Origin of the sequence: Micromonospora sp. NPDC005979, assembly GCF_040614415.1 — a bacterium.
Taxonomy (GTDB): domain Bacteria; phylum Actinomycetota; class Actinomycetes; order Mycobacteriales; family Micromonosporaceae; genus Micromonospora.
Window position 1 is genome coordinate 517,020 of the sequence record NZ_JBEXUR010000001.1, and the last position, 24,312, is coordinate 541,331.

General features: G+C 70.9%; 23 protein-coding genes. 19 read left to right on the plus strand and 4 right to left on the minus strand.

All coding sequences use genetic code 11. The features are described 5' to 3' along the window. The first annotated feature begins 14 nt into the window (after positions 1–14). From ABZ272_RS02075 to ABZ272_RS02085, 3 genes are all read left to right on the plus strand, one after another. The gene (locus tag ABZ272_RS02075; protein ID WP_355048025.1) at positions 15–566 is read left to right on the plus strand and encodes a glutaredoxin domain-containing protein; all 552 of its coding nucleotides are present in this window, start codon (positions 15–17) and stop codon (positions 564–566) included. 134 nt (positions 567–700) lie between these two features. Beyond that, positions 701–2,098, plus strand: a complete 1,398-nt coding sequence (locus tag ABZ272_RS02080) for an acyl-CoA synthetase (protein ID WP_355048026.1) — start codon at positions 701–703, stop codon at positions 2,096–2,098. Positions 2,099–2,604: 506 nt separating this feature from the next. Beyond that, the gene (locus ABZ272_RS02085; protein ID WP_355048027.1) at positions 2,605–4,185 is read left to right on the plus strand and encodes a hypothetical protein; all 1,581 of its coding nucleotides are present in this window, start codon (positions 2,605–2,607) and stop codon (positions 4,183–4,185) included. 72 nt (positions 4,186–4,257) lie between these two features. Here the strand turns inward: ABZ272_RS02085 and ABZ272_RS02090 are convergent, their stop codons facing one another. Next, a complete protein-coding gene (locus ABZ272_RS02090; RefSeq protein WP_355048028.1) occupies positions 4,258–5,343 on the minus strand; it encodes a hypothetical protein in 1,086 nt (361 codons plus the stop codon). 155 nt (positions 5,344–5,498) lie between these two features. Further along, positions 5,499–7,013, minus strand: coding sequence for a DUF1996 domain-containing protein (locus tag ABZ272_RS02095; protein WP_355048029.1), 1,515 nt, complete (start codon positions 7,011–7,013; stop codon positions 5,499–5,501). Positions 7,014–7,326: 313 nt separating this feature from the next. Here ABZ272_RS02095 and ABZ272_RS02100 point away from each other — a divergent pair, with 313 nt between their 5' ends. The 15 genes from ABZ272_RS02100 to ABZ272_RS02170 all read left to right on the plus strand — a co-directional run bounded on the left by ABZ272_RS02100 (position 7,327) and on the right by ABZ272_RS02170 (position 21,016). Beyond that, complete coding sequence (locus ABZ272_RS02100) at positions 7,327–7,737, plus strand: DUF6069 family protein (RefSeq protein WP_355048030.1); 411 nt, start codon at positions 7,327–7,329, stop codon at positions 7,735–7,737. A gap of 40 nt (positions 7,738–7,777) precedes the next feature. Next, positions 7,778–8,131, plus strand: a complete 354-nt coding sequence (locus tag ABZ272_RS02105; protein WP_355048031.1) for a YciI family protein — start codon at positions 7,778–7,780, stop codon at positions 8,129–8,131. Between the two features lie 20 nt (positions 8,132–8,151). Next, on the plus strand, positions 8,152–9,351 hold the full coding sequence (locus ABZ272_RS02110; protein ID WP_355048032.1) for an RNA polymerase sigma factor: 1,200 nt from the start codon (positions 8,152–8,154) through the stop codon (positions 9,349–9,351). Then, complete coding sequence (locus tag ABZ272_RS02115) at positions 9,348–9,926, plus strand: dihydrofolate reductase family protein (RefSeq protein ID WP_355048033.1); 579 nt, start codon at positions 9,348–9,350, stop codon at positions 9,924–9,926. The genes ABZ272_RS02110 and ABZ272_RS02115 overlap by 4 nt, the downstream gene beginning before the upstream one ends. A gap of 77 nt (positions 9,927–10,003) precedes the next feature. Continuing rightward, on the plus strand, positions 10,004–10,927 hold the full coding sequence (locus ABZ272_RS02120) for an NBR1-Ig-like domain-containing protein (protein ID WP_355048034.1): 924 nt from the start codon (positions 10,004–10,006) through the stop codon (positions 10,925–10,927). Positions 10,928–11,112: 185 nt separating this feature from the next. Beyond that, the gene (locus ABZ272_RS02125) at positions 11,113–11,970 is read left to right on the plus strand and encodes a peptidoglycan-binding domain-containing protein (protein ID WP_355048035.1); all 858 of its coding nucleotides are present in this window, start codon (positions 11,113–11,115) and stop codon (positions 11,968–11,970) included. A 34-nt stretch (positions 11,971–12,004) separates the two neighbouring features. Further along, on the plus strand, positions 12,005–12,889 hold the full coding sequence (locus ABZ272_RS02130) for a peptidase inhibitor family I36 protein (RefSeq protein ID WP_355048036.1): 885 nt from the start codon (positions 12,005–12,007) through the stop codon (positions 12,887–12,889). 6 nt (positions 12,890–12,895) lie between these two features. Further along, a complete protein-coding gene (locus ABZ272_RS02135; protein ID WP_355048037.1) occupies positions 12,896–13,819 on the plus strand; it encodes a peptidase inhibitor family I36 protein in 924 nt (307 codons plus the stop codon). Between the two features lie 144 nt (positions 13,820–13,963). Further along, positions 13,964–14,620 (plus strand): GntR family transcriptional regulator, encoded by a 657-nt coding sequence (locus tag ABZ272_RS02140; protein ID WP_355048248.1) that lies wholly within the window; start codon positions 13,964–13,966, stop codon positions 14,618–14,620. A 109-nt stretch (positions 14,621–14,729) separates the two neighbouring features. After that, positions 14,730–15,518, plus strand: a complete 789-nt coding sequence (locus tag ABZ272_RS02145; RefSeq protein WP_355048038.1) for an Ig domain-containing protein — start codon at positions 14,730–14,732, stop codon at positions 15,516–15,518. A gap of 204 nt (positions 15,519–15,722) precedes the next feature. After that, complete coding sequence (gene atzF, locus ABZ272_RS02150) at positions 15,723–17,528, plus strand: allophanate hydrolase (RefSeq protein WP_355048039.1); 1,806 nt, start codon at positions 15,723–15,725, stop codon at positions 17,526–17,528. A 38-nt stretch (positions 17,529–17,566) separates the two neighbouring features. Next, positions 17,567–18,256, plus strand: a complete 690-nt coding sequence (locus ABZ272_RS02155; RefSeq protein ID WP_355048040.1) for an isochorismatase family cysteine hydrolase — start codon at positions 17,567–17,569, stop codon at positions 18,254–18,256. An 8-nt stretch (positions 18,257–18,264) separates the two neighbouring features. Continuing rightward, positions 18,265–18,957, plus strand: coding sequence for a cysteine hydrolase (locus tag ABZ272_RS02160; protein ID WP_355048041.1), 693 nt, complete (start codon positions 18,265–18,267; stop codon positions 18,955–18,957). Positions 18,958–18,969: 12 nt separating this feature from the next. Then, positions 18,970–20,589: a regulator gene (locus ABZ272_RS02165; protein ID WP_355048042.1), complete on the plus strand. Its 1,620-nt coding sequence runs from the start codon at positions 18,970–18,972 to the stop codon at positions 20,587–20,589. Between the two features lie 40 nt (positions 20,590–20,629). Beyond that, complete coding sequence (locus ABZ272_RS02170) at positions 20,630–21,016, plus strand: AtzH-like domain-containing protein (RefSeq protein ID WP_355048043.1); 387 nt, start codon at positions 20,630–20,632, stop codon at positions 21,014–21,016. Positions 21,017–21,125: 109 nt separating this feature from the next. Here ABZ272_RS02170 and ABZ272_RS02175 read toward each other — a convergent pair whose 3' ends face one another. Both ABZ272_RS02175 and ABZ272_RS02180 read right to left on the minus strand, forming a co-directional pair. Further along, positions 21,126–21,407, minus strand: a complete 282-nt coding sequence (locus ABZ272_RS02175) for a hypothetical protein (RefSeq protein WP_355048044.1) — start codon at positions 21,405–21,407, stop codon at positions 21,126–21,128. A 12-nt stretch (positions 21,408–21,419) separates the two neighbouring features. After that, positions 21,420–22,205 carry a hypothetical protein gene (locus ABZ272_RS02180; protein ID WP_355048045.1) on the minus strand — a complete coding sequence of 262 codons (786 nt, stop codon included), beginning with the start codon at positions 22,203–22,205 and terminating at the stop codon, positions 21,420–21,422. Between the two features lie 600 nt (positions 22,206–22,805). Here ABZ272_RS02180 and ABZ272_RS02185 point away from each other — a divergent pair. Next, a complete protein-coding gene (locus ABZ272_RS02185; RefSeq protein ID WP_355048046.1) occupies positions 22,806–24,269 on the plus strand; it encodes an endo-1,4-beta-xylanase in 1,464 nt (487 codons plus the stop codon). Positions 24,270–24,312 lie beyond the last annotated feature (43 nt).

The window sequence follows — 24,312 nt, forward strand, 5'->3', positions numbered from 1 at the left end:
ATTCGCATCCGCCGATGGAATCCGTCGACGACGGGACGCGCCCCTGGCGGGTGCGATGGACGCTGGGCGCCGGATCGGTCTGCCGTGGGGCGGCGCGGGCGCGGCCGCTCGTCGACGGTAGTGTCCCCAGCGTGGCGCGGCGGTGGGCCCTGACGGTGTTGACGGCGACCTTCGGCGTGGTGGTCCTGGCTACCCAACTGGCCGCCGGGTCGCCAGTGGTTGGCGGTGTCGAGTTTCTGATCTTTCTGGCGGTGGCGTTCGGGGTGTCGCCGTGGGCTTTCCCCCGCTCGATGGGAGCCGCCGAAGCGCAGCGGGCCAGCGCGGCGGACGGGCTGCCGATCGTGTACTGGCGCCCCGGCTGCCGCTACTGCCTCCAGCTCCGCTTCTCGCTTGGCCGGCTCGCTCAGCAGGCACACTGGGTCGACATATGGCACGACCCGGAGGGTGCCGCGGCCGTTCGGGCGATCACCGGCGGCAACGAGACGGTGCCCACGGTCGTGTTCGACGCTCAGGCCGTGGTGAACCCCGACCGCGGCTGGCTCCGCGAGCGGCTCCGCCGGCTCTGACCCCCTCCGCCGCCGGTCTGGGGCGGACTGCTCGCACCGCCGCGACCGACGTCGGCCCGGTGCGTCGCGTTCGTCCGGTAAGCCCGGAGATACTGATGGTCAGGTACGCGTGACAGTCGGCGTAGCCTCGGTCCATGCGTCTGCTCGACGGTCTCGACCGCTCCAGCCCGACCGTCGATGACCTGATCCGCCTCGGGCCGGTGACCATGTCCGCCGAGCGCCTGCGGGGATGCGCCGCCGCGGTGGCAGACGACCTGCGCGGCGAACCGGTCGTCGCCGTGCACGCCAGCGCCACCGCCGAGACCGTGGTGGGGGTGGTCGGCGCGTTGCTCGGTGGAGCCGCCGTCGTCCCCGTGCCACCCGACTCCGGGCCTCGGGAGAGGGCGCACATCCTGCGCGATTCCGGCGCGACGCTGCTGCTCGGCGGCACCGGGGACGAACCGACGCGGATCGGTGTCCGTCGGGTCGACCTGGGCCGTACCTCGGACACCCGGCACCCGGCGCCGGCCCCCGAACGCACTGCTCTGATCATGTACACGAGCGGCACCACGGGAGCGCCCAAGGGGGCGGTCCTGTCGCACCGTGCCGTCGAGGCCGGCATCGACGCGCTCGCCGACGCCTGGGCCTGGACCCCCGACGACCTTCTGGTGCACGGTCTGCCCCTGTTCCACGTCCACGGTCTCGTGCTCGGCGTGCTCGGCGCGCTGCGGGTGGGCTGCCGGCTGCACCACACCGGACGGGCGACCCCCGAGGCGTACGCCGAGGCGGGCGGCACCCTCTACTTCGCGGTACCGACGGTCTGGTCGCGGATCTGCGCCCAGCCGGCGGCCGCCGCGCGCCTCAGCTCGGCGCGGCTGCTGGTCTCCGGCAGCGCTGCCCTGCCCGCGCCGTTGTTCCAGCGGATGCGCCAGCTCACCGGTCACCGGCCGGTCGAGCGTTACGGCATGACCGAAACGTTGATCACGTTGAGCAATCGCGCCGACGACCCGCACCGTCGGCCCGGCATGGTCGGCACGCCGGTGCCGGGCGCGGAGACACGGGTGCTCGACGACGACGGGCGGCCGGTACCCGCCGACGGGACGGCCATCGGGGAGCTGTGGGTTCGCGGACCGATGCTCTTCGACGGCTACCTGGGCAAGCCCGACGTGACCGCCCGGCTGCTCGACGGGGACGGGTGGTTCCGCACCGGAGACATCGCGAGCGTGTCACCCGATGGTGTGCACCGACTGGTCGGCCGTCGGTCGACCGACCTGATCAAGAGCGGTGGTTACCGGATCGGCGCCGGTGAGGTTGAGGATGCGCTGTTGGCCCACCCGGGTGTTCGCGAGGCCGCGGTCGTCGGCACGCCGAACGACGACCTCGGCCAGGAGGTCACCGCCTTCGTCGTCGCGGACCAGGTGAGCGCGGCCGAGCTCGTCGACTTCGTGGCGCGGACGCTGTCCGTCCACAAACGGCCGCGCCAGATCAGGTTTCTCGACACGTTGCCCCGCAACGCGATGGGCAAGGTGCAGAAGCACCTGCTCGCCGACTGACGACCAGCACGTCGGAGGCTCGGTCCTGGCCCCCAGCCGTCACCCGTGCCGGGCAGGGCTACGCCGCTGCGCGTGTGACGAGCGGCGGCTCGGTGTCATTCCCGGGGGCCGAGGGCAAGGGCGGTGACCCGCCTTTGCTCTGCTTCAACCGAGGAAACACCTGCCGTCCGATAATCGGACACTGGGTGTCTCCTGGGCTGAAGCAGAGCAAAGGACACGCGGTGATGGGGCCCGACCTGACGGGCAGCGCGCGTTGACCTGGGCTCCTGTGATCGTCCGGGGTCACGACGGCCGGACACGCCAACGATTCCCCGGCCACGGGGCACTCGGCCACCACGGCGGCATGCGCGTTATGCGTGTACCGCGTCGAACGTAGGACTTTTTCGCATAAGTCCCGTTGATGTGAGTTCGACTCGGCTACGTTCCCCGTGGGAGCGACAACCGATTTGTCGCTTTCTGCGCCGACTGTGGCGTGCAGAGACACGGGGTACGGAGAAGGGCCAGATATGTCCAACCATCGACACCCGAACGTCAGCGATGCGGCGGCAGACCAGCCACGTCCGCCGAAGAGGCGCAGGGCCCGCTGGCTCGTCGCCGGGGTGGCCGGACTGACCGGGGTCGCCGGTCTGGCGGCCGTCGGCGTGCCCGAAGGCCCGACCGGAGCGCTCGGAGCGGGCGGAGGACTGTTCGGGAAACAGGTCCTCGCCGGCAGCAGCCGGGCGGCGGACGACGACAGCGGCAAGCACGATCCGGGTGGTCGCGACAAGGAGCGCGGGGGCGACAAGGAGCGCGGGGACGACGACTGGAGCGGTGGCGGCCGGGACGCCTGGGACGTGCCGTGCGGCGCCAACGAGCTGATCGCGGCGATCGTCCGCGCGAACGCCGGTCACGGGGCGAAGCTTCGGCTCGCCAAGGGGTGCACCTACACGCTCTCCGCGTCCGCGCCTCAGCCGCCCGTGCCGTTCGGCCCCGTCGGCCTGCCCATCGTCACCCAGCCGATCACGATCGACGGCAATGGTTCCACGATCGTCCGGGCGGCCTCGGCCACGCCGTTCCGGATCCTCGAGGTGGGGGCCGGCGGCGACCTGAAGCTGCGCGACGCCACCGTCAAGGGCGGCGACGACACCAGCGGACTCGGCGGTGGCGGTGGTGGCATCCGCGTCGACGTCGGCGGTCGGGCCACCCTGGAGAACATCGACGTCGTCTTCAACCACTCCAACGGCCCCGGTGGAGGGATCGCCAACTTCGGCGACACCAGGATCCTCGGCCGCAGCGACCACGGCGGCAAGGACAAAGACAAGGACGGCAAGGACGGCAAGGACCGGGAGCGGTACGGCGACGACGAGAGCCGGATCAGCGACAACGGCGCGTTGTACGACGGTGGTGGTGTCTACAACAACGGCAACCTCACGGTGCGGAACACCCGGCTCAGCGACAACAGCACGATCGGGACCGTCGTCATCCTGCCGATCGGCGGAGCGGGCGGCGGCCTGTCGAACTCCAGCGTCGCCGTGCTCGACGACGTCCGCGTGCACCACAACAGCGCCGGCTTCCGGGGTGGTGGCATCCGCACCGGGATCAACGGCAACACCACGGCCAGGAATATCGAGGTCACCGAGAACGCGGCCGGTAGCGAGGGCGGCGGAATCTTCACCGACGGCACCTTCCAGCTCCAGCACGGCAAGATCGTTCGTAACGACGCCGGCCAACGCGGCGGCGGTGTGTTCAACCAGATCGGCCAGTTCGTGGCCGAGGACAGCCAGATCAGTGAGAACGCCGCCAGCACGAGGAGCACCATCGAGAACGGCGGCGGCGTCTACAACGGCAGCGGCGTGGTCGTCCTGCGGCGCACCGTCGTGGCCCGCAACAAGGCCTTCGGCACGAACTCACGCGGCGGCGGAATCTACAACAACGCCACCCTCACCCTCACCCAGACCAAGGTCACGGAGAACGTCTCCGTCGTGGCGCCGGGTGGGGTCTTCAACGACGGTGGTCAGGTGACGGTGGACGACAAGTCGGCCATCAGCGGCAACCGGCCCACCAACTGCACGCCCAGCGCACCACCCGTACCCAACTGCTTCGGCTGACCACCGCGGCACCCGGTCCCGCCCATGCTCCGATCACCAGATCGGAGCGTGGGCGGGACCGGCCGCGTGCGGTCAGAGCCGGGAGGTGAAGGTGGCCAGGAAGCGGTGTGGGGTGACCACGCCGGCGTTGTCGAAGCAGATGACGTCGACGTCGGCGTTGGTGGTGTACGTCCACGGTTGGGTCAGGTGGCAGTAGTTGTTGCCGGCGCCCTGCGCCACCACCTGCGCGTGCGTCTCCTTGAGACCGATCTGCGGGAACGTCGCGAGGTAGCGGCCGGCGGGCGCGATCGCCACGACGGTGTTCGCGCCGACGCCGAGCACCGAGTTGTCGTTGGTGGGCCCGCCGACGGCGGTACCCAGGTAACCGAAGTACGACGGCGGGCCGAGGGAGCCGATCACCGGTCGGCGACGGTGGTACGAGAGGACGAAGTCGGTGTTCACGGCGATCCCGGCCTGGTCGTAACAGAAGACGTAGACCTGCACCTCGGTGCCGACGGGCGCCCACGAGTAGACCTTGCACCGGCGGGGTCCGGCGTTCGGCTGCACCGCGGTGACCTGCACATCACCGGCGAGCACGCCGGCCAGTCCGACGGCGGGCAGCCGCACCAGGTACTGCCCGATGCCCACCGGCCCGGCGGTGTTCACCGCGCCCGTCGAGTTGTACGACTGCGCCACCGCGCCGCTGGTCCACTGCACGTACGCGTGGGAGGTGCCGGCCGCCACGACGCCCGAGCTGGTCGTCCAGAGCACGGTGAACGGGGTGTCCTCGCGGGTGCCGCCGGGCCGGTGGCACTGCACGTCGACGATCTCGTCGGTGCCGGACTGGAACCAGCGGACCACCTCGCAGTAGTGCCCGGTCCGGTTCACCGGCGTCACGTGTGGCACGCCCCGCGCGCCCGCGCCCACCTGCGGGAAGCGCACCTGGAAGCGGCCGGGCGCGAGCTTGACGCCGTCGGCCCAGGCGGCCGGGAACGCCGTCTTCCAGCTACCCCACTGCCGGCTGGTGTCCAGCACGGTCCAGACCGCCACGGTGGGGTCCTTGACGTACGCGAAGCCCCAGCGGTCGGCGGTGGCGGCGGCCGCCGGCGCCGGTGGTGCGAGCGCGCTGGCGGCCAGGACGGCGGCCAGCGCGGCGGTGACGATCGTTCGGAGACGCATGGTTCCTCCACTCGACAGGGACGTGTCGGGGAGGAGTGTGCTTTGGGTGATGACATGGTCACAGTCGGCTACTGCACGCTTCGGTGTCGGGTGTCGGCCAACGAGAGGCGGCCCCACGCCTGTGCGTGGGGCCGCCTCTCGGGTTGCGTGTGGGGTCAGCCGCCAGCGAAGGTCACCTCGGTGCCGCACTTGGCCTTCTGGTTCAGGCAGGACTTCACCAGGGGTCCGATGTGCGCCGGGTCCCAGGCGTTCATGAAGTCACCGTGCATGGAGGACGGCTTGCCGGAGGAGAGGCTCAGGCCGTCGCCGCCGAGCGACTGGTAATTGACCATGAAGGACAGGTTCGGCACCGCCACCGGGTACTTGCCGGTGCAGACGCCGTTGACCGGGTCGCCCATGTGCGACTTGTGGTCGGGCGAGTCGATGTTCTTGCCGTCCCAGCAGTCCTTGAAGACGAGCTGGAAGATGAGGTTGCCGCCGGAGGCGCAGATTGGCCAGTTGCCGTCCGAGCTGCGGCCGGTCTCGGCGCTGCCGGCGCACCAGAACTGGTTGCTACCGGCGTTCTTCGGGGTGTCCACCTGCTTCTTGGCGTCGCCCTCGACCATCCGCAGGCCCGGCGGGAAGGGCTTGACGGTCGATGGGTCCTTCACCCGCGAGCCGTAGTAGACCCGGAAACTCTTCATCGGTACGGGCTTGCCGTCCTTGCGCAGCTCCGGGGTCCAGTAGGCGCTCAGGTCACCGGGGGCGTTGCAGGTGGTCGTCGAGGAGAGCAGCTTGTCGGTCGTGGTGAACGCGTCGATCTTCGGGCCGAAGAAGGTGTGCATGTGCGACGCGCCCGGCAGGCCGGGGACGACGATCGGGTCGTCCGGCGCCGAGTTCGCCAGCTCGCAGTCCGTGTGGAACTCGGGAACGCGGGTCGTTCCCGGCGTCACCGGCTTCGGCGTGATCGCGTTGAAGGCAGCCAGTTCCCGGTCCCACCTGGCCTGGTCGACAGGTATCCAGCCGGCTGCGGGCGCGGTGCCCGGCGTGGTGGGTGTGGCGCCCGGGGTGGTCGGGGTGGTGCCCGGGGTGGTCGGCGTCGCCGGGCTGGCGCTCGGCGAGGGCGAGGCGCTCGGCGTCGTGCCCGTCGCGGAGCCGAACGTGAACCAGTTCAGGTTCACGAAGTCCGACCGGGAGCTGCTCTTCATGACGGCGAAGACGGTCTGCGGGCCGGCCGGCACGCTGGCCGCCGTGGCGGTCACCGTCGTCCACTTCTGCCAGCCGCCGGTGTGGGCGATCGGGAAGCTGGCCAGCAGGGCGCCGGTCTGCGTACCGAGGCGCAGCTCGACGGCGCCTCCGTCGGTGTTGTTCGCCGCGACCCGGGCCTTCAGGTCGGCGGCGGCGATCGTGACGCCGTCGTACCGCAGCCAGTCTCCGTTGCCGAGCCAGCCGACGTTCCGGCCGCCGTCGGCGTCGCCGGTGCTCTCGGTCTGCGCGCCGGACTGGGCCGCGAAGGCCTCCGCCTGGATCCGGCCCGCCACGGCGACCTCTTCGGCCTGGGCGCCGGCGATGTAGATGCCACTGCCCACCAGGGCGGCGGCGACCCCCGAGGCGAGCGTGATGCGAGCGATGCGGCGGCGCTTGCGCGCCCGGTCCGGCGGTGCGACGTGCGCGGGGGGAGGAGTCCGCATTACCAGTGATTCCTTCGAGTCGACGATAACGCTCTGTCGGATGAAGTATGTGCACGTCGGAGGCTTGCGGCAATCTGCGGAAAAAGAATTAAGGAGGGTGCCGAGTAATTGTCCTGGTAGCCGTCGAGCGGGCTTCGGATAACAATTTTTTGCCCTCGTATCCTTAATTCTGCATTAAATCCGTCGGCGGTGACCGACGCGGCGGCGGGGCCGGAAAGAATCTTGGCGGTGGCTGTCGATCGGGGCCGGGTCCGTTCGTAGCCCTGGTGAGAGCCCGGCATCGAGCCGGGCGAGCCAACCGCTGGAGGGCACGATGACCACGACCCCGCACGCCACCCGCGCCACGTCGACCCTCGGCACGCTGGTCCGGACCGGTGTCGTCGCCACGGTCGCCGCGAGTGCGGCCACCATGATCGTCGCCGCCGTCGGCCAGGCGGCGGGCGTGAGCCTCGAGGTGAGCGGCGCTCCGATACCGGTGGCGGGATTCGGTGTCCTGACCGCCGTCTTCTCGCTGATCGGCGTCGTCCTCGCGGCGCTGCTGTCCCGGTTCGCCCGGCGACCGCGGCGGGCGTTCGTCCGTACGACGGTGGCGCTGACGGTCCTGTCGGTGGTGCCGGATGTCATCGCCGACGCCGACACGGCCACCAAGGCGCTGCTGATGCTCACCCACCTGGTCGCCGCCGCGATCGTCATCCCGGCTGTCGCACGCCGCCTGGCCGCCTGAGCTGTCACCATCGGACCGTCGAGTTCTCGAGAGGATCGTCATGAAGCAGTACCTGTTGTCCGTACACGTCGTCGAGGGCGAGCCCGCCATGTCCGACGAGGAGACCGAGGTCGTGTTCGCCGAGACCGGCCGCATCAACGACGAGATGCGGGCCGCGGGCGTCTGGGTCTTCGGCGGCGGGCTCGTCTCGTCGGAGAGCGCCACCGTCGTGCGGATCGAGAACGGGTCCACCACCATGAGCGACGGACCCTTCGCCGAGACGAAGGAGCACCTCGCCGGTTTCTGGGTCCTCAGGTGCGCCGACCTGGACCAGGCGCTCGCCTGGGCCGAGAAGTGCGCAGCGGCCTGCGGACCGATCGAGGTACGCCCCTTCGACGACCTGTCCCAGGCCTGACCCGAAGCCGGCCGGCCGACATGGATCTGGCGAGCATCTACCGCGCGGAGTACGGCCGCTGCGTCGCCACCCTGGCCCGTCTCCTCGGCGACATCAACCTCGCCGAGGAGGCGGTTCAGGACGCCTTCGCCACGGCGCTCGAGAAGTGGCGGACGCCGCCACCCAACCCGGGTGGCTGGATCGTGACGACCGCCCGCAACCGGGCGATCGACCGGCTCCGCCGCGAGTCGACCCGCGAGGCCCGGCACGCCCAGGCCCTCCTGCTCCAGCACCAGGACGCGCCCCAGGAGGTGGGACCCGTGCGGGACGACCAGTTACGACTCATCTTCACCTGCTGCCACCCGGCGCTCGCTCCGGAGGCGCGGACGGCCCTCACGCTGCGCCTGCTCGGTGGCCTCGAGGTCCCCGAGATCGCCCGGGCCTACCTGGTCCGGGAGACGACCATCGCCCAGCGGATCGTGCGCGCGAAGAAGAAGATCCGGGAAGCCGCCATTCCCTACCGGGTACCGGCCGACCACGAGCTGCCGGACCGGCTGCCGCCCGTGCTCACCGTGCTCTACCTGATGTTCAACGAGGGCTACACGTCCACCGCCGGACCCTTGATCAGGACGGACCTGTGCGCCGAGGCGATCCGGCTCGCCCGCGAGCTGGCGGCGCTGATGCCGGACGAACCCGAGGTCCTCGGTCTGCTCGCTCTGCTGCTGCTGATCGAGGCGCGTCGTCCGGCCCGGCTCGGCCCGAAGGGTGAGCTGGTGCTCCTGGCCGACCAGGACCGGTCACTGTGGAACACCACGCTCATCACCGAGGGGCACGATCTGGTCCGCCGGTGTCTGCGACGCAACCGGCCCGGCCCGTACCAGATCCAGGCCGCGATCAACGCGGTGCACACCGACGGCGCGGCCACCGACTGGAGGCAGGTCCTGGCGCTGTACGACCAGCTCCTCGCGCTCGCGCCGAACCCCGTCGTGGCGCTCAACCGCGCGGTCGCGGTGGCCGAGGCGCACGGCCCCGAGGCGGCTCTCGCCGCGCTGGAGACGGTCGACCTTCCCGGCTACCACCGGCTGCCCGCCACCCGGGCCGAGCTGCTGGCCCGGCTCGGACGTGACGCGCAGGCCCGCGCCGCCTACGACGAGGCCATCGCGCTGGCCGGCAACGAGACCGAGCGCGCCTTCCTCGAGGCGCGTCGTAGCGAACTCACCCAACCGAGGAGACCGGCGTGACCGCGACGTACACCTTCGACGTCTTCACCAGCCTCGACGGCTTCGGCAGCACCACCGGCAACTGGGGAGGCTACTGGGGCAAGCAGGGCCCCGAGTTGCTCCAGCGCCGCCTCGGCACGTACACGGATGACCACCGCATGGTCTTCGGTCGGCGCACGATCGAGCTGTTCGAGCAGATGCTCGCCGACAGCACCGAGGAGTCCGACGTTCGGGACGCCTGGGTCACCCGCATGATCAACCTTCCGGCCACCGTCGTGTCGAACACCCTCGCGGAACCGCTCGACTGGCCGGACGTCACCCTGGTCCGCGGTGACGCCGTCGACGTCGTCGCCCGGCTCAAGGAGGAGTCCGAGGTGCCGCTGCGGTCGCACGGCAGCCTGTCGATGAACCGGGCACTGCTGGCCGCCGGCCTGGTCGACTTAATCCAGGTGACGCTCTTCCCGGTGGTCACCGGTCAGACCGGGACCGAGCCGATCTTCCACGGTGCGGCCGACTTCGACCTGGAGTTGGTCGAGGGCCGCACGCTCGACGGCCGGACCCAGGAGCTCATCTACCGACCCACCCCGCACACCTGAGCCCTCCCCGCGGCTCGTTCGGTAGCCTCTGACACGCTCTGACAACGTCTGACAAAGTCGTCTGACATGGGGGACTGATGAAGGACCAGCGTGCCGGGGAGTCGAGTCAGGACGGACGGCCCGCGCAGAGGTTCGCCGAGCAGTTGCGGGCGCTGCGCAGCGCCGCGGGCGACCCCTCGTTCCGCAAGATGGCGGGACGATCAGGGCGGATCTCGCACACGACCCTGCACGAGGCCGCCGCCGGCACCCGGTTTCCCTCGTGGGAGACCACGCGGGAGTTCGTCCGAGCCTGCGAGGCGGACGAGGCCCTGTGGCGGCGTCGATGGGAGGAGGCGCAGCGCCCGGTGACGGCCGCCCGGTTCAGCGGGGACGGTGACCCCGCGCCGGTCGTCACCGCGTCCGCGCCGGCGGAACAGGGCGTGGTGCGGGTCGTGGAGCATCCGGGGGCCGAGTATCGCGTCGTGACGACGCGGCGACGCCGTCTGCCGTGGCTGAACATCGCGGCGGTGGTGCTGGTGGTGGCGGTGGCCGGTGTCCTGGGCGCGACGGTTCGTGGCCGGTCGGGGGCCGACGGCTCCAGCGCGCCGACGGCGTCACCGTCACCGTCCGCGTCGCCGACCGCGACGGCGTTCTCGGACTCCCTGATCCCCGGAGACTCGAGCAGGTTCGTCGCCGACGTCACCATCCCCGACGGCACCCAGGTGAAGGTGAACGCTCAGTTCGACAAGGTGTGGGCGCTCGCGAACGTGGGAAAGGTCGACTGGCACAACCGGTACCTGGCGCGGATGGACCCCGCCGCCGACGGTGCCGGCTGCCGGACACCGGATCGCGTGCCGATCGGTGACACGCCGCCCGGCGAACAGGTGATGATCCGTGTTCGGGTCACCGCGCCGAGCCGCCCGGGCAGGTGCTGGGTCAGTTGGAAGATGGTCGACGAGGCGGGCCGGGAGTACTTCCCGACCCGGCGGCCGGTGTACTTCATGGTCACCGTGACCGCCTGAGGTCAGGTCGCGATGTCAGACACGGGCTTCGAATCAATTCGAATCAACCTGACAACACCGCATTCATCGAGGTCGGTGATGGTCTGACGGATCTGACAGGACACCGGGGGTACCGAACAGCAGGGCGCTTCTCGCAGGGTGATGTCGAACCGAGAACGACTCACCGGCTACGAGGAGGACCCATCTTGCGACGTCCCTGGTTGACCGTCGGACTCGCCGCGCTCTGCGTGGCCGTCGGCGCCCCGGCCCACGCGGCGGCATCCGGCGCCGCGGCGCGGCGGACCGCCACCGCGGCCGCGCGGCCGATCGTGGACATGGAGGCCACCGTCCTGGCCGCCCAGATCGACCCCCGTCGGGCGGACAACACCCTGACTCCCGGTGCGAAGAGCTCCGTGCTCGCCGTGGAGCAGGCGTTGCAGGCGCAGGGCCTGCTGAACGCGCAGTGGGTCGACGGCTACTTCGGCACGGTGACCGTCTCGGCGTACGCGGCGTACCAGCGCTCACTCGGCTACACCGGGCTGGCCGCGAACGGGCTGCCCGGCACGACGTCGCTGACGAAGCTCGGGCAGAACCGCTACACGGTCGCCAACACGATCGGTCCGGGCGCGAAGGTCCCGCGCGACGGGTACGTGGTCAACGCCCGTACCCAGGCGATGCTGGCCGAGGCACAGCGCCTGCTGGGCCAGACCCTGGTGCTCGAGCAGGGCTCGTACAACCCCGGGGGTGACCCCACCTCGGCCGGCACACACGACGGCGGGGGTGTGGTCGACATCGCGGTCACCGGCATGACCGCGACCCGGCGCACCGCCGTCGCCCGGGCCCTGCGCCAGGTGGGCTTCGCCGCCTGGGTCCGCAACCCGAACCAGGGCGACTGGCCGTGGCACATCCACGCCGTGGCGATCAGCGACACGGACCTGTCCAGTCCGGCGCAGCACCAGGTCGGCGACTACTACCTCGGCATGAACGGTCTGGCCAACCAGGGCCCGGACGACGGACCCCAGATCCCGATCAAGACCTGGGAGCAGTACCAGCGCGGGCAGTGACCCGCACCCCCTCACCACCCCCGAAAGGACACCCATGAACATTCGGAAGAGCCTGGCCGCCGTCGGCGTCGCGCTGGCCGCGACCACCTCGATCCTCAGCGTCGCATCGCCCGCCTCGGCGGCCGCCCGGGACGGGATCTGCGACAGCGGCGAGTTCTGCTACTACTACAACAGCGACAACGCGGGATCGATCTCGGACTTCACGGGGTCGCTCGACGACTACGGCACCGAGCAGCCCTCGTGCTACGACTTCAAGGGCGCTGGCGCCGGCAAGGGCCTGTGCATCAAGAACGAGGCCGCCTCGGTCTGGAACCGCAGCACCAAGACGGTACGCGTCTACTACAACAGCGGATACGCCGGTTCGTACCAGGACTTCGCGGCCGGTGCGAAGACCAACCTCAACGCCACGCTGAAGAACAACAACGCCTCGCACCAGTTCTCGCCGTCGACGCGCACGAACCTGTCGTACGCCCTGTACCAGGCCAGCGGCGGCAGTGTCACGTGCGGCTTCGACGGTTACACCACCACGCCCGGCCGGCACGAGGGCATCGACATCGCCCGCAGCGTCGGTTCGGACGTGCGCGCCCTGGTCTCCGGAACGGTCACCTACGTCGCGCAGGGCAGCACCGGCAGCGGCGGCCTGTCCACGATCTCGGTCTACAACTCCTCGTCCAACAAGACCGTGATCTACCTGCACACCGCGCCGAGGTCCGGGGTGAGCGTGGGCGACGCGATCAGCAAGGGCCAGGTCATCGCCGACGAGTCGTGGCACGGAGTTTCCTCCAGCTCGGGCGCGCACACCCACGTCGAGGTCCGGGCCGGTCGGCAGACCCACGCGGCCGTCAGTGTCGGCGACCCCACCCTGGACAACGCCGATCCGACCGCGTTCTGGAACTCCCAGGGCTACAACGAGAAGTAGGCCGCTGTGAACATCCGTAAAGGCCTCTCCGTCGTCGGCGCCGTCCTCGCCATGTCCACCTCCATCCTGAGCGTCGCCTCGCCGGCAGCGGCGGCCGAACGGGACGGAACCTGCGACAGCGGCGAGTTCTGCTACTACTACAACAGCAACCAGGCCGGCTCGCTCTCCGACTTCACCGACTCGCTTGACGACTACGGCACGACCCAACCGACCTGCTACGACTTCAAGGGCGCGGGCGCCGGCAAGGGCCTGTGCGTGAAGAACAACGCGGCGTCGGTGTGGAACCGGACCGGCAAGACCGTGCGGGTCTACTTCAACAGCAACTTCGCCGGTGCGACGCAGGACTTCGCGGCCGGGTCGAAGGGCAACCTCAACGCCACGTTGAAGAACAACAACGCCTCGCACGAACTGCTGAGCGGGCCGACGGGCTGTAGCACCGACGGCACCAACAGCAAGCTGCCGAGCACGATCCTCGTCTACCGGGTCGGTCTCGGGCGCGTCGACCGGGTCGACTTCAAGACGTACGTCAAGAACGTCCTCCCGAACGAGTGGATCACGAGCTGGCCGGCCGCCTCGCTGGACAGCGGCGCGATGGCCGTGAAGAGCTACGGCTGGTACTGGGCGCTGCACTCGACCCGCAAGACGTCCGGCGGCCAGTGCTACGACGTCCGGGACGACACGGGCGATCAGGTCTACCGGCCGTCGTCGGCGCAGTCCTCGACGTCGGCGGCGGTGGACCGGACCTGGTCGACCCGGATGACCCGCAGCGGCAACATCATGCAGGCGCACTACTGCGCGACCACCACCGCGTGCGGTGCCTGGGTGGACGGCGACTGGATGTCGCAGTACGGCTCGCGTGACCTCGCCAACTCGGGCAGCGGCTACCAGGCGATCCTGCGCCACTACTACCGGGACGTGGTCATCTCCTGACGGCCCGCGTCAACCGTGCCGCCCGCCGCGCCCCCGCGCGGCGGGCGGCACGCTCGTGGGCGGCCCGGACGGGTCGCCGGGCCGCCGGGACGCGTCGACGCCGCTCCGACGGCGACAGGTGGCAGACTCGGCGGAGTGAACGACATGGCCGCACCGACGATGGACGGTGAGCTGGAGAGCGTCAGTCTGGTGGACCTCGCCGTCGCCCGGTTGACCCGGGAGCTTCTCAGCGGCAGGAGCGATCCGGGGGAACGCCTCGTCGAGGAGCAGCTCACCCGTCGGCTCGGGATCAGCCGGGCGCCGCTGCGGGAGGCGCTGCGGTTGCTGGCCCAGCAAGGGCTGGTCGAGCACGTGCCCCGGCGAGGCGTACGGGTGGCCACCCTCTCGGACCGGGACGTGCGGGAGCTGTACGAGCTGCGGGACGTCCTGGAACGATTCGCGGTGCGGGCGGGGATCCCGGTCGGTCGCGAGGGCGACCTGGCGGGGTTGCGGGCGACGCTCGACGAGATGCGGGAGGCGACCCGGGCCGGCGACCGGATGGCGGTTGCCGAGTCGCACCGGGCGTTCCACGTCGCGCTCGTCGCGCTCGCCGGAAACCGCCAACTGTCCGACGTGTACGGCTCGATCCTGGTGAAGTTGCAGCTCTACATGGCGATCAACCTGCGGCGTGAGGCGGAGGTGGCGCAGCCCCTGGACGGCGTCCACCGGCACGAGCGGTTGTTCGAGGCGGTCGCCGGGGGAGACCCCGAGGAGGTCCTCGCCGTGCTCTCCGGGCACGGCGCGCGCTCCTACCTGGACTAGACGATCTAATTCAAGGGGTGCGGACCTACGTCGACGTCGACTTCACCCGCTTCCCGTCAGCTGTACGAGGCCATTGCCGCTCCCGACTGGTCCGTGCGAACATCCATCGATGAGTGTGAAGCTCTTACGTCGCAACAGGTTCCGCCTGTTGCTGACCATGGCCGCAGCGGCCATGTCCATCGCGTCCCTGGGCCTCGGCACGCCGGCCGTCGCCGCGACCCCCGATGGCCACTACTGCTGGTACGTCCTGCCGGACAGCGTGCCGTGGAAGGCGGCCAACAACATCGTCAACTACACCGCGACGGTCACGTGCGACGGCGCGGTGCGGCGCGTCGACCTCTCGGTGGAGTTGCTGTACCACGGGACGAGCGGCGGCGCCGGCACGACCGTCAACGGCCGGACGACACTGTGGACCGACGGCACCTCGATCCCCGTGGTCGCGCTCGGCGTCACCACCCCGAACACGCTCTGCGACTCGGGCTTCTACTCGGGTCGAGCGACCGCCACCGTCCAGTACCGCTCGGGCGAACCGGAGTACATCACCAGATCAATCGCGTCGCAGCAGGTGTCGCTGACCTGCTCGTTTCCGGAAATTCCGCCCAGCGGCCCGAATCCCAGCACGGTGACGGTCACCAACCCGGGCACCCAGAGCTCGCTCAAGGGGGACAATGGGGGGCTGCAGATGCAGGCTACCGGCGGCAGTTACTCGTACACCTGGACAGCGGTCAACCTACCGCCCGGGCTGACAATCGACCCCGGGACCGGCCGGATCAGCGGCACGCTCAGCCACATCGGCTCCTACAACGTCACGGTCACCGCCGATGACGGATTCGGCAGCCTGGGCAGCACCACATTCACCTGGAGCGTCCGCAAGGACTCTCCCTGCACGCGCTGCTGATCAACGCCGGCGGCACCCGTCCGGGCCGGACGGGCGCCGCCTGGCCGCGCCACCGCCTCCTGCCGGATCGCCGCCCGGACTTCGCCTCGGCTCGGCCGCCCTTGTGAAACAGCCCCAGCCGGCGGCCGGCCGGGCAGGCCAGCCGTCATGTCCCCGTTACAGAACGCGCCGCCCGCTGTAACAGAACGGTCGACAATCGACTGTATGCCAGAGTCAGTCGGATCCATCTCGGACCTGCGAACGGCGTACCGCGACGGCCGTCTGACGCCGGCGGACCAGGTCGAACGCGTCCTCGACGGGCTCGCGGGAAGCGGCGACGGGCCGGTCTGGATCAGCACCGTGCCGGCCGACGAGCTACGGGCCCGTGCGGAGTCGCTGACCCGCCACGGTGACCCCACGTCCCCGCTGTACGGAATCCCGTTCGCGGTCAAGGACAACATCGACGTGACCGGCATGGTCACCACGGCCGGCTGCCCCGACTTCGGATACGAGGCCGCCGAGGACGCCCCGGTCGTGCGCCGCCTGCTCGACGCCGGCGCGCTGCTCGTCGGCAAGACCAACCTGGACCAGTTCGCCACCGGCCTGACCGGCTCCCGCTCGCCGTACGGCAGGTGCGAGAGCGTCTTCGGCGGCGGCCTCATCTCCGGCGGCTCAAGCTCCGGCTCCGCGGTCGCGGTGGCGGCCGGCCAGGTCAGCTTCGCCCTCGGTACGGACACCGCGGGCTCCGGCCGGGTGCCGGCGGCGCTCAACGGGATCGTCGGTCTCAAGCCCACCCGTGGTCTGCTCAGCACGGCCGGTGTGGTGCCCGCCTGCCGCTCGCTCGACTGCGTGTCGGTCTTCACGCCCGACGTGGCGGGCGCTGTCGACGTGCTGCACATCGCCCGTGGCGTCACCACGGCCGACCCGTGGGGCCGTCCGTTACCGGCGGAGCGGGTGGTGGCCCGCATGCCGGGCACGCTACGCCTCGGGGTGCCCTGGGCAGAAGACCTCGAGTTCTTCGGTGACACCGGGCAGGAGGCCCGCTTCGCCGCCGGAGTGCAACTGCTGCGTACCCTCGTCGGATCTCTGCGGTCGGTGCCGCTCGGCGCCTTCTTCGCGGCGGGTGACCTGCTCTACCAGGGGCCGTGGGTGGCCGAGCGGCTCGTCGGTCTGGGCGACTTCCTGCGGTCGCGCCCGGAGTCGGTCTTGGCGGTCACCCGGGCCGTGCTGGAGACCGGCGGGCGCTACGACGCGGTCGACGCCTTCCGGGGGCACCACCGCCTGCGTGAGCTGCGCGCCCAGGTCGACAAGCTTTGGCAGGACGTCGACGTGCTCGTCGTGCCCACCGTCGGCACCACGTTCACGCTCGACGAGATCGCCGAGGACCCGATCGGGCGGAACGCGATGCTGGGCCGCTACACCCAGTTCGCGAACCTGCTCGACCTGGCCGCGGTGACCGTGCCGAACGGCTTCACCCCCGCCGGCCGGCCGGCGAGCCTCACCCTGCTCGGTCCGGCGTTCAGCGACACCACCCTGGCCCGGCTGGCCGCCGACCTCACCACGGGCGGCGCGGCCAACCCGGACGTCGAGCCCGTCCCGCCGCCGGCTCAACGGCCGACGGACGTGCTGATCGCCGTGGTCGGCCGGCACCTGAGGGGCGAGTCCCGCAACGGCGAACTGCTCGGATACGGCGGAGCTTTCGCGGGAGCCGCCCGTACCGCCCCGCTCTACCGGCTCTACCGGATGGACACCGCCGACGGCGAAGGGCTGCCGGGGCTGGTCCGGGTCGCTCCGGACACCTCGGCCGGTCACCCGATCGAGGTCGAGCTGTGGCGGCTGCCCAGCGCCGCGCTCGGTGGGCTGCTGGCCGGCGTGCCGGCGCCCCTCTCGCTCGGTTGGGTCCGCCTGCACGACGGGCGGGACGTGCTCGGCTTCCTCTGCGAGGCGTACGCCGTCAGCCCGCCCGCCGAGGACATCAGCGCCAGTGGTGGGTGGCGGGCCTACCGCCGCTCCGCCGCCACCCGGCGGTGAAGCGGGCCGCACCAGCGATCACGACAGGAGGCGAGAGGATGGGAAACATCGGGCCGGTACCGGCCAACCCCTACCCGTGGCCGTACGACGGTGTGGCCGACACCGCGCGTACCGCGCTGCTCTGCATCGACTGGCAGACCGATTTCTGCGGGCCGGGCGGTTACGTCGACGCCATGGGCTACGACATCGGCCTCACCCGGGCCGGCCTGCCGGCCACCGCCCGGCTGCTGGAGCACGCCCGGTCGCTCGGGATGCTGATCGTGCACACCCGCGAGGGGCACGACCCCGACCTGTCCGACCTGCCGGCGAACAAGCGCTGGCGCTCGGCCCGCATCGGCGCGGAGATCGGCGGTGCCGGTCCGGCCGGCCGGATCCTGGTCCGGGGCGAGCCCGGGTGGGAGATCGTGCCCGAAGTCGCCGCGCTGCCCGGCGAGGTGATCATCGACAAGCCCGGCAAGGGCGCCTTCTACGCCACCAATCTCGACCTCGTGCTCCGGACCCGGGGCATCACCCACCTGATCCTCACCGGCATCACCACCGACGTCTGCGTGCACACGACGATGCGCGAGGCGAACGACCGGGGTTACGAGTGCCTGATCCTGGCCGACTGCACCGGCGCCACCGACAAGGCCAACCACGAGGCCGCGCTGCACATGGTCACCATGCAGGGCGGCGTCTTCGGCTGCGTCGCCACATCCGACGACGTCATCGCCGCCACGGCGAAGTGAGGTGAGCCATGCCGACCATCGCCGCCGCGCGACCCGGCCCCTACTCCTTCGACATCCCGACCACCGCGCTGCTCGTCATCGACATGCAGCGGGACTTCCTGGAGCCCGGCGGATTCGGTGAGAGCCTCGGCAACGACGTGAGCCAGCTCCGCCGTACCATCGCGCCGCTCGCGGCCCTGCTGGCCGACGCCCGCGCCGTCGGCCTGGCCGTCGTGCACACCCGCGAGGGACACCTGCCCGACCTGTCCGACTGCCCGCCCGCCAAGCTGAACCGGGGCGCCCCCAGCAAGCGGATCGGAGATCCCGGGCCCACCGGCCGGATCCTGGTCCGTGGCGAGTACGGCCACGACATCATCGACGAACTCGCGCCACTGCCCGGCGAACCGGTCGTCGACAAGCCCGGCAAGGGCGCGTTCCACGCCACCGACCTGGACGTCCTGCTCGCCGAGCGGGGCATCCGCAGCCTCCTGGTCGCCGGGGTCACCACCGAGGTGTGCGTGCACACCACCGTCCGCGAGGCCAACGACCGGGGGTACGAGTGCCTCGTACTCGCCGACTGCGTCGGGTCCTACTTTCCCGAGTTCCACCGGGTCGGGCTTGACATGATCGCCGCCCAGGGCGGGATCTTCGGGTGGGTCGCCGACTCGACGCAGGTCCGCGCCGTGCTGCCCACCACGTCCGCGTTGCAACCCTCCTCCTGACCGGGAGCAGCCATGGTCTCCACGAAGCCCACCGTCGTCCCGCTCCCGTTCTGGGTGCGCGGTGACACCAACGCGTTCTTCGGTTTCGGCGTCAACGTCCTGGTCAACGTGCTCACCCTGACCGGGCTCTGCATCGGGGTGGTGAAGCTGCCCGAGGGGGAGGTGTTCGGCACCATCCTGCCGGCGCTCGGCATCGCCCTGGTCGCCGGCAACATCTACTACACCTACCTGGCCCGCCGCCTGGCCCGTCGGGAGAACCGCACCGACGTGACGGCCCTGCCGTACGGGCCGAGCGTGCCGCACATGTTCATCGTCATCTTCGTCATCATGCTCCCGATCTACCTGCGCACCCAGGACCCGCTGCGCGCCTGGGAGGCCGGGCTGGCGTGGGCCTTCATCATCGGCGTGATCGTGCTGATCGGCGCGTTCGTCGGGCCGTACATCCGCCGGTACGCGCCCCGGGCGGCGCTGCTCGGCACGCTCGCCGGGATCTCGATCACCTTCATCTCGATGAACCCGGCCGGGCAGATGTGGCGGATGGCCTGGGTCGCCCTGCCGGTCTTCGCGCTGCTGCTGATCGGCCTGCTCACCGACGTGAAGCTGCCGTTCAACTTCCCGATCGGGCTCGCGGCCCTGCTGGTGGGCACCGCGATCGGCTGGGCCGGCGGAGCGATGTCGGTGCCGGACGTGACGGCGGCCGCCCGGGACATCGCGGTCGCCGTACCCTCGTTCAAGCTGGACCTGTTGTTCACCGGGCTGTCCGACATGGCGCCGCTGCTGGCGACGGCCATCCCCCTCGGTGTCTACAACTTCACCGAGGGCATGACGAACGTGGAGAGCGCGGCGACCGCCGGGGACAACTACAACCTGCGCAGCGTGCTGCTCGCCGACGGCGCGGGCGCGGTGGTCGGCGCGGCGCTCGGGTCGCCGTTCCCGCCCGCCGTCTACGTCGGCCACCCGGGCTGGAAGGCCGCGGGTGGCCGCAGCGGCTACTCGATGGCGACCGGCGTGGTGATCGCCGTGCTCTGCTTCCTCGGCATGTTCGGACTGCTCGCGGCGATCTTCCCAACGGCGGCCATCGTGCCGATCCTGCTCTACATCGGTCTGCTGATCGGGGCGCAGGCGTTCCAGGCGACGCCGCGGGCGCACGCCGCGGCCGTGGTCGCCGCACTGGTGCCGAACATCGCGGCCTGGGCGACCGGGCAGATCGACAACGCGCTGGCGGCGGCCGGCACCAGCGCCGCCGCGGTGGGCGACGACGCGCTCAACGGCGCCGGTGTGGTGTACGACGGGCTGCTGGTGCTGGGTCAGGGCGCCATCCTCGCCGGCCTGGTGCTCGGCGCGGTGGTGGTCTTCGTCATCGACAAGCGGTTCGTCCGCGCCGCGATCTTCGCCGGCTCGGGCGCGGTGCTGTCGTTCGTCGGGCTGATCCACGGCGAGCGGGTCGAGTGGAACGCCAACGGTCAGGTGGCGCTCGGCTACCTCTTCGTCGCGGTGATCTGCGCGGTCTTCGCGCTCGGTCGTCCCACGCCACGCGAACCGGACCCGGAGGAGGCCGAGTTGGACGAGGCGTCCGCGCCGGCCAACGATCGGGCGGCCGACGAGCAGCAGACCGCGGCGGCGCGTGGCTGAGCCGCCGGGCCGACCCGACCGGACGGAGAGGACGGACCGGATGGAGATCGATCGCGCGGACGTGGTCGCCGAGGTGGCGGCGGCCTTCGCCGGATACGAACGGGCGCTCGTCGACGGTGACGCCGAGGCGATCTGCGGGTACTTCTGGGACTCCGACCGGACGGTGCGGTTCGGCCTCGCCGACCATCAGTACGGGCTGGAGGAGCAGCGCAAGTGGCGGGCCGCGCAGCCGCCGCTGCCGGCCGGCCGTCGGCTGGTCGAGACGAGGGTCAGCACGTTCGGCGCGGACCTCGCGGTCGTGACGACCCGATTCGGGTACGCCGACAGCTCCGCCATGGGACGGCAGACCCAGACCTGGGTACGCCTGCCCGACGGCTGGCGGATCGTCACCGCCCACGTCTCGGAGCCCGCGCCGAACCTCGACTGACCGGTCGACGAGCCGGCACCGGCCGGACGTGGTCGCAGCCCCAGCGCGGCCCGACGATCGACCGCACGGCGAAGCGCCCCGTCCGCGGTGGACGGGGCGCTTCGTGGCGTCAGCCGGACGGCGTGCCGGGCGTCGGAGGGTCCTCGTCGCCACGGGGCAGCGGCGCGGCCACCTCGATCCGGGGTGACCGGTCCGGCGGCAGGTGGGCGGGGTCGGCGATGACGACCACGTCCACCTCGCCGTCGACCATCTTCTGCTCGACGGTCTCCCACGGTGCGCGGATGATCCCGTTCAGCCGGTAGTCATGTCGGCGCAGGTGGGTCAGACACGTCGCGATGGCGTGTTCCGACGGCTCGATGTCGGCGGGTACCCAGATGATGGCTAGCTCCATGATCTCTCCTGATCAACGTCGTGGACGTGGATGGGTGATCAGGAGCTGCCGGGGTGGCGGGGGACCCCGCTGGACGGGTCGACTCGTGGCCCGACTGTCGAAGGGGCCGACGGCATGCCCTCGGCGCAGCGGCCCGACGGACGGCGGCGCGTCGGTCGCCGACGCGGTCAGGTCGGCGCCCCCGGCACCGGTGCTGGTGGGCGCGGACACGAATGCCAGTGCCAGCGCGGGTTGCGCCGGTAGTGGACGGGGGGTCGGGATCGGCGGTGGTGACGGTTCGGCCGTCATCGCCGCCCGCCTGCGCATCGGCACGCGACGGTCGGCGGAGTCGACGCGGGATGTTCGCACCGTCAGCGGTGCCGACGACGGCGGGGTGGCGCGCGTGGTCGAGGTCGTGACCGGCGTCCCCGCGTCGGGTGGCGGGGACGATCGCCGGGTACGGGGTGCCCGGGTGGGCGTGGCAGCCGTCGGTTCGGCCGTCGAAATCGGTGGCGCGGTGAGGATCGGCAGCGGCAGCGAACTGGCGGTCGGCAGCGGGACTGCCGTCGGCACCGGGACAGTCGTCGGCAGGGGCAGGGGGAGCGCCGTCGGCAGGGGCAGGTCGATGTGCGGTGGAGTGTCGGGCAGGTCCCGCGCCCGCGATCCGACGATGCCGCCAGCGGTGGCGGTCTCCACCGGTCCGGTCGGGGTCGGCTCGGCGGAGGCGGGCTCGGCGCCCAGGGCGGCCGCGAGCGCGGCCGCGCCGAGTGCCACCGCGCCGAGGGCCACCGGTGGCGGGCAGTGCTTCGGCGGCGTCACGTGGATGCCGCCGACCGCCGGGTCGGATCGGCCCCGGCAGGTAGACGCCCCGGACGGAGCCGTCGCTCCTCGACCCGCGGCGTCCCACCCATGCGCGGAGTGTTGCCCCTCGGGCACTCCGGCTACACCTGTCGCCGGCCGATCGACGTCGCGCGCGGTGAAGGGGCGGGGCGGGCTGGCCCTGTGAGCGATAACAAGGATCGCTTCCATCGGTACCGCCGCACGGTCCGGCGGCTGTGACCCCGTAGCAGCATCGTCGTGAGTCAATGCGGCCACCGCGGCGTATGTCCGGCTCGTTACATCTTGACGAACAGCATGTTATCGCTCACTCTCGATGCAGAGGTCGGCGGCGTCGGTGGCTCACCGGGCGGGTCCCGTGGTCGCGCCTCGACGCGCGGCGTCCCTCCGGGCAACGGACGCCGGCTCAGGACTCGTGCGGTTCCCGGCGAACGCCGGCCGATTCCGCGTGTGCCGGTGCGAGGTGGCCCAGGATGACCGTCCCGGATTCCTCGGCCCAGCCGGCGCGCGCCGCCGGGAACAGGTCGTCCTGAGCGAAGTGGCACCTCACCACCGCCGATGCACCCACTGAGAAGGATCGACATGAGACCTAGAAAAGCTCTGCTGGCGACGGCGACCCTCGCGGTCGCGCTGACCGCGGGTATGACGGTCGCGCTGGCACCCATGGCCAGCGCCGGAACGACGTTGAAGGCGTCGGCGGCCGAGAAGGGCCGCTACTTCGGCGCCGCCGTCGCGACGGGCAAGCTCTCCGACAGCCAGTACGTCAGCATCCTGAACGGCGAGTTCAACAGCGTCACCCCCGAGAACGAGATGAAGTGGGACGCCACCGAGCCCCAGCAGGGTCGGTTCAGCTACACGGGTGGTGACCGTCTCGTCAGCCATGCCCAGGCCAACGGCATGAGCGTGCGCGGACACGCGCTGCTGTGGCACGCCCAGCAGCCGGGTTGGGCGCAGGGCATGTCCGGCACCGCGCTGCGCAACGCCGCGATCAACCACGTCACCCAGGTCGCCACCCACTTCCGGGGCAAGATCTACGCGTGGGACGTGGTGAACGAGGCGTTCGCCGACGGCGGCTCCGGCGGGCGACGCGACTCGAACCTGCAGCGCACCGGCAACGACTGGATCGAAGCGGCGTTCCGCGCCGCCCGCGCCGCCGACCCGGGCGCCAAGCTCTGCTACAACGACTACAACACCGACGGCATCAACGCCAAGTCCACCGGCATCTACAACATGGTCCGCGACTTCAAGTCCCGCGGCGTGCCGATCGACTGCGTCGGCTTCCAGTCCCACCTCGGCACCACGCTGGCGAGCGACTACCAGGCCAACCTGCAGCGCTTCGCCGACCTCGGCGTGGACGTGCAGATCACCGAGCTGGACGTGATGACCGGCTCCAACCAGGCCAACATCTACGCCTCCGTGACCCGGGCCTGCCTCGCCGTCGCGCGCTGCACCGGCATCACCACCTGGGGCGTGCGGGACAGCGACTCCTGGCGCGGCTCCGACAACGCCCTGCTGTTCGACCGGTCGGGCAACAAGAAGGCGGCGTACACCTCCGTCCTCAACGCCCTCAACGCGGGCAGCGGCACCCCGACCACCCCGCCCCCGGGCTCCGGGGTCGACACCACCGCCTGGTACGTCCTGATCAACCGCAACAGCGGCAAGGCCCTGGACGTGTACGAGCGGTCGACCACCGACGGCGCCCGGATCGACCAGTGGACCCGCAACGACGGCGCGTGGCAGCAGTGGCAGTTCGTCGACTCGGGTAGCGGCTACTACCGACTGAAGTCCCGTAACTCCGGCAAGGTGCTGGACGTCTACAACCGCTCGACTGCCGACTCCGCGGCGGTCGTGCAGTGGACCGACGGCAACGGCACCAACCAGCAGTTCCGGCTGGCGGATTCCGGGGGCTACGTGCGCCTCATCAACCGCAACAGCGGCAAGGCCGTCGAGGTGCAGGGGGCGTCCACCGCCGACGGCGGCAACGTCGTGCAGTACGCGGACTGGGGCGGCAACAACCAGCAGTGGCAGTTGATCAAGATCGGCTGATCATCCGTCGGTCGGTTCGGCGGTGCGGTGGCGCGGACGCTCG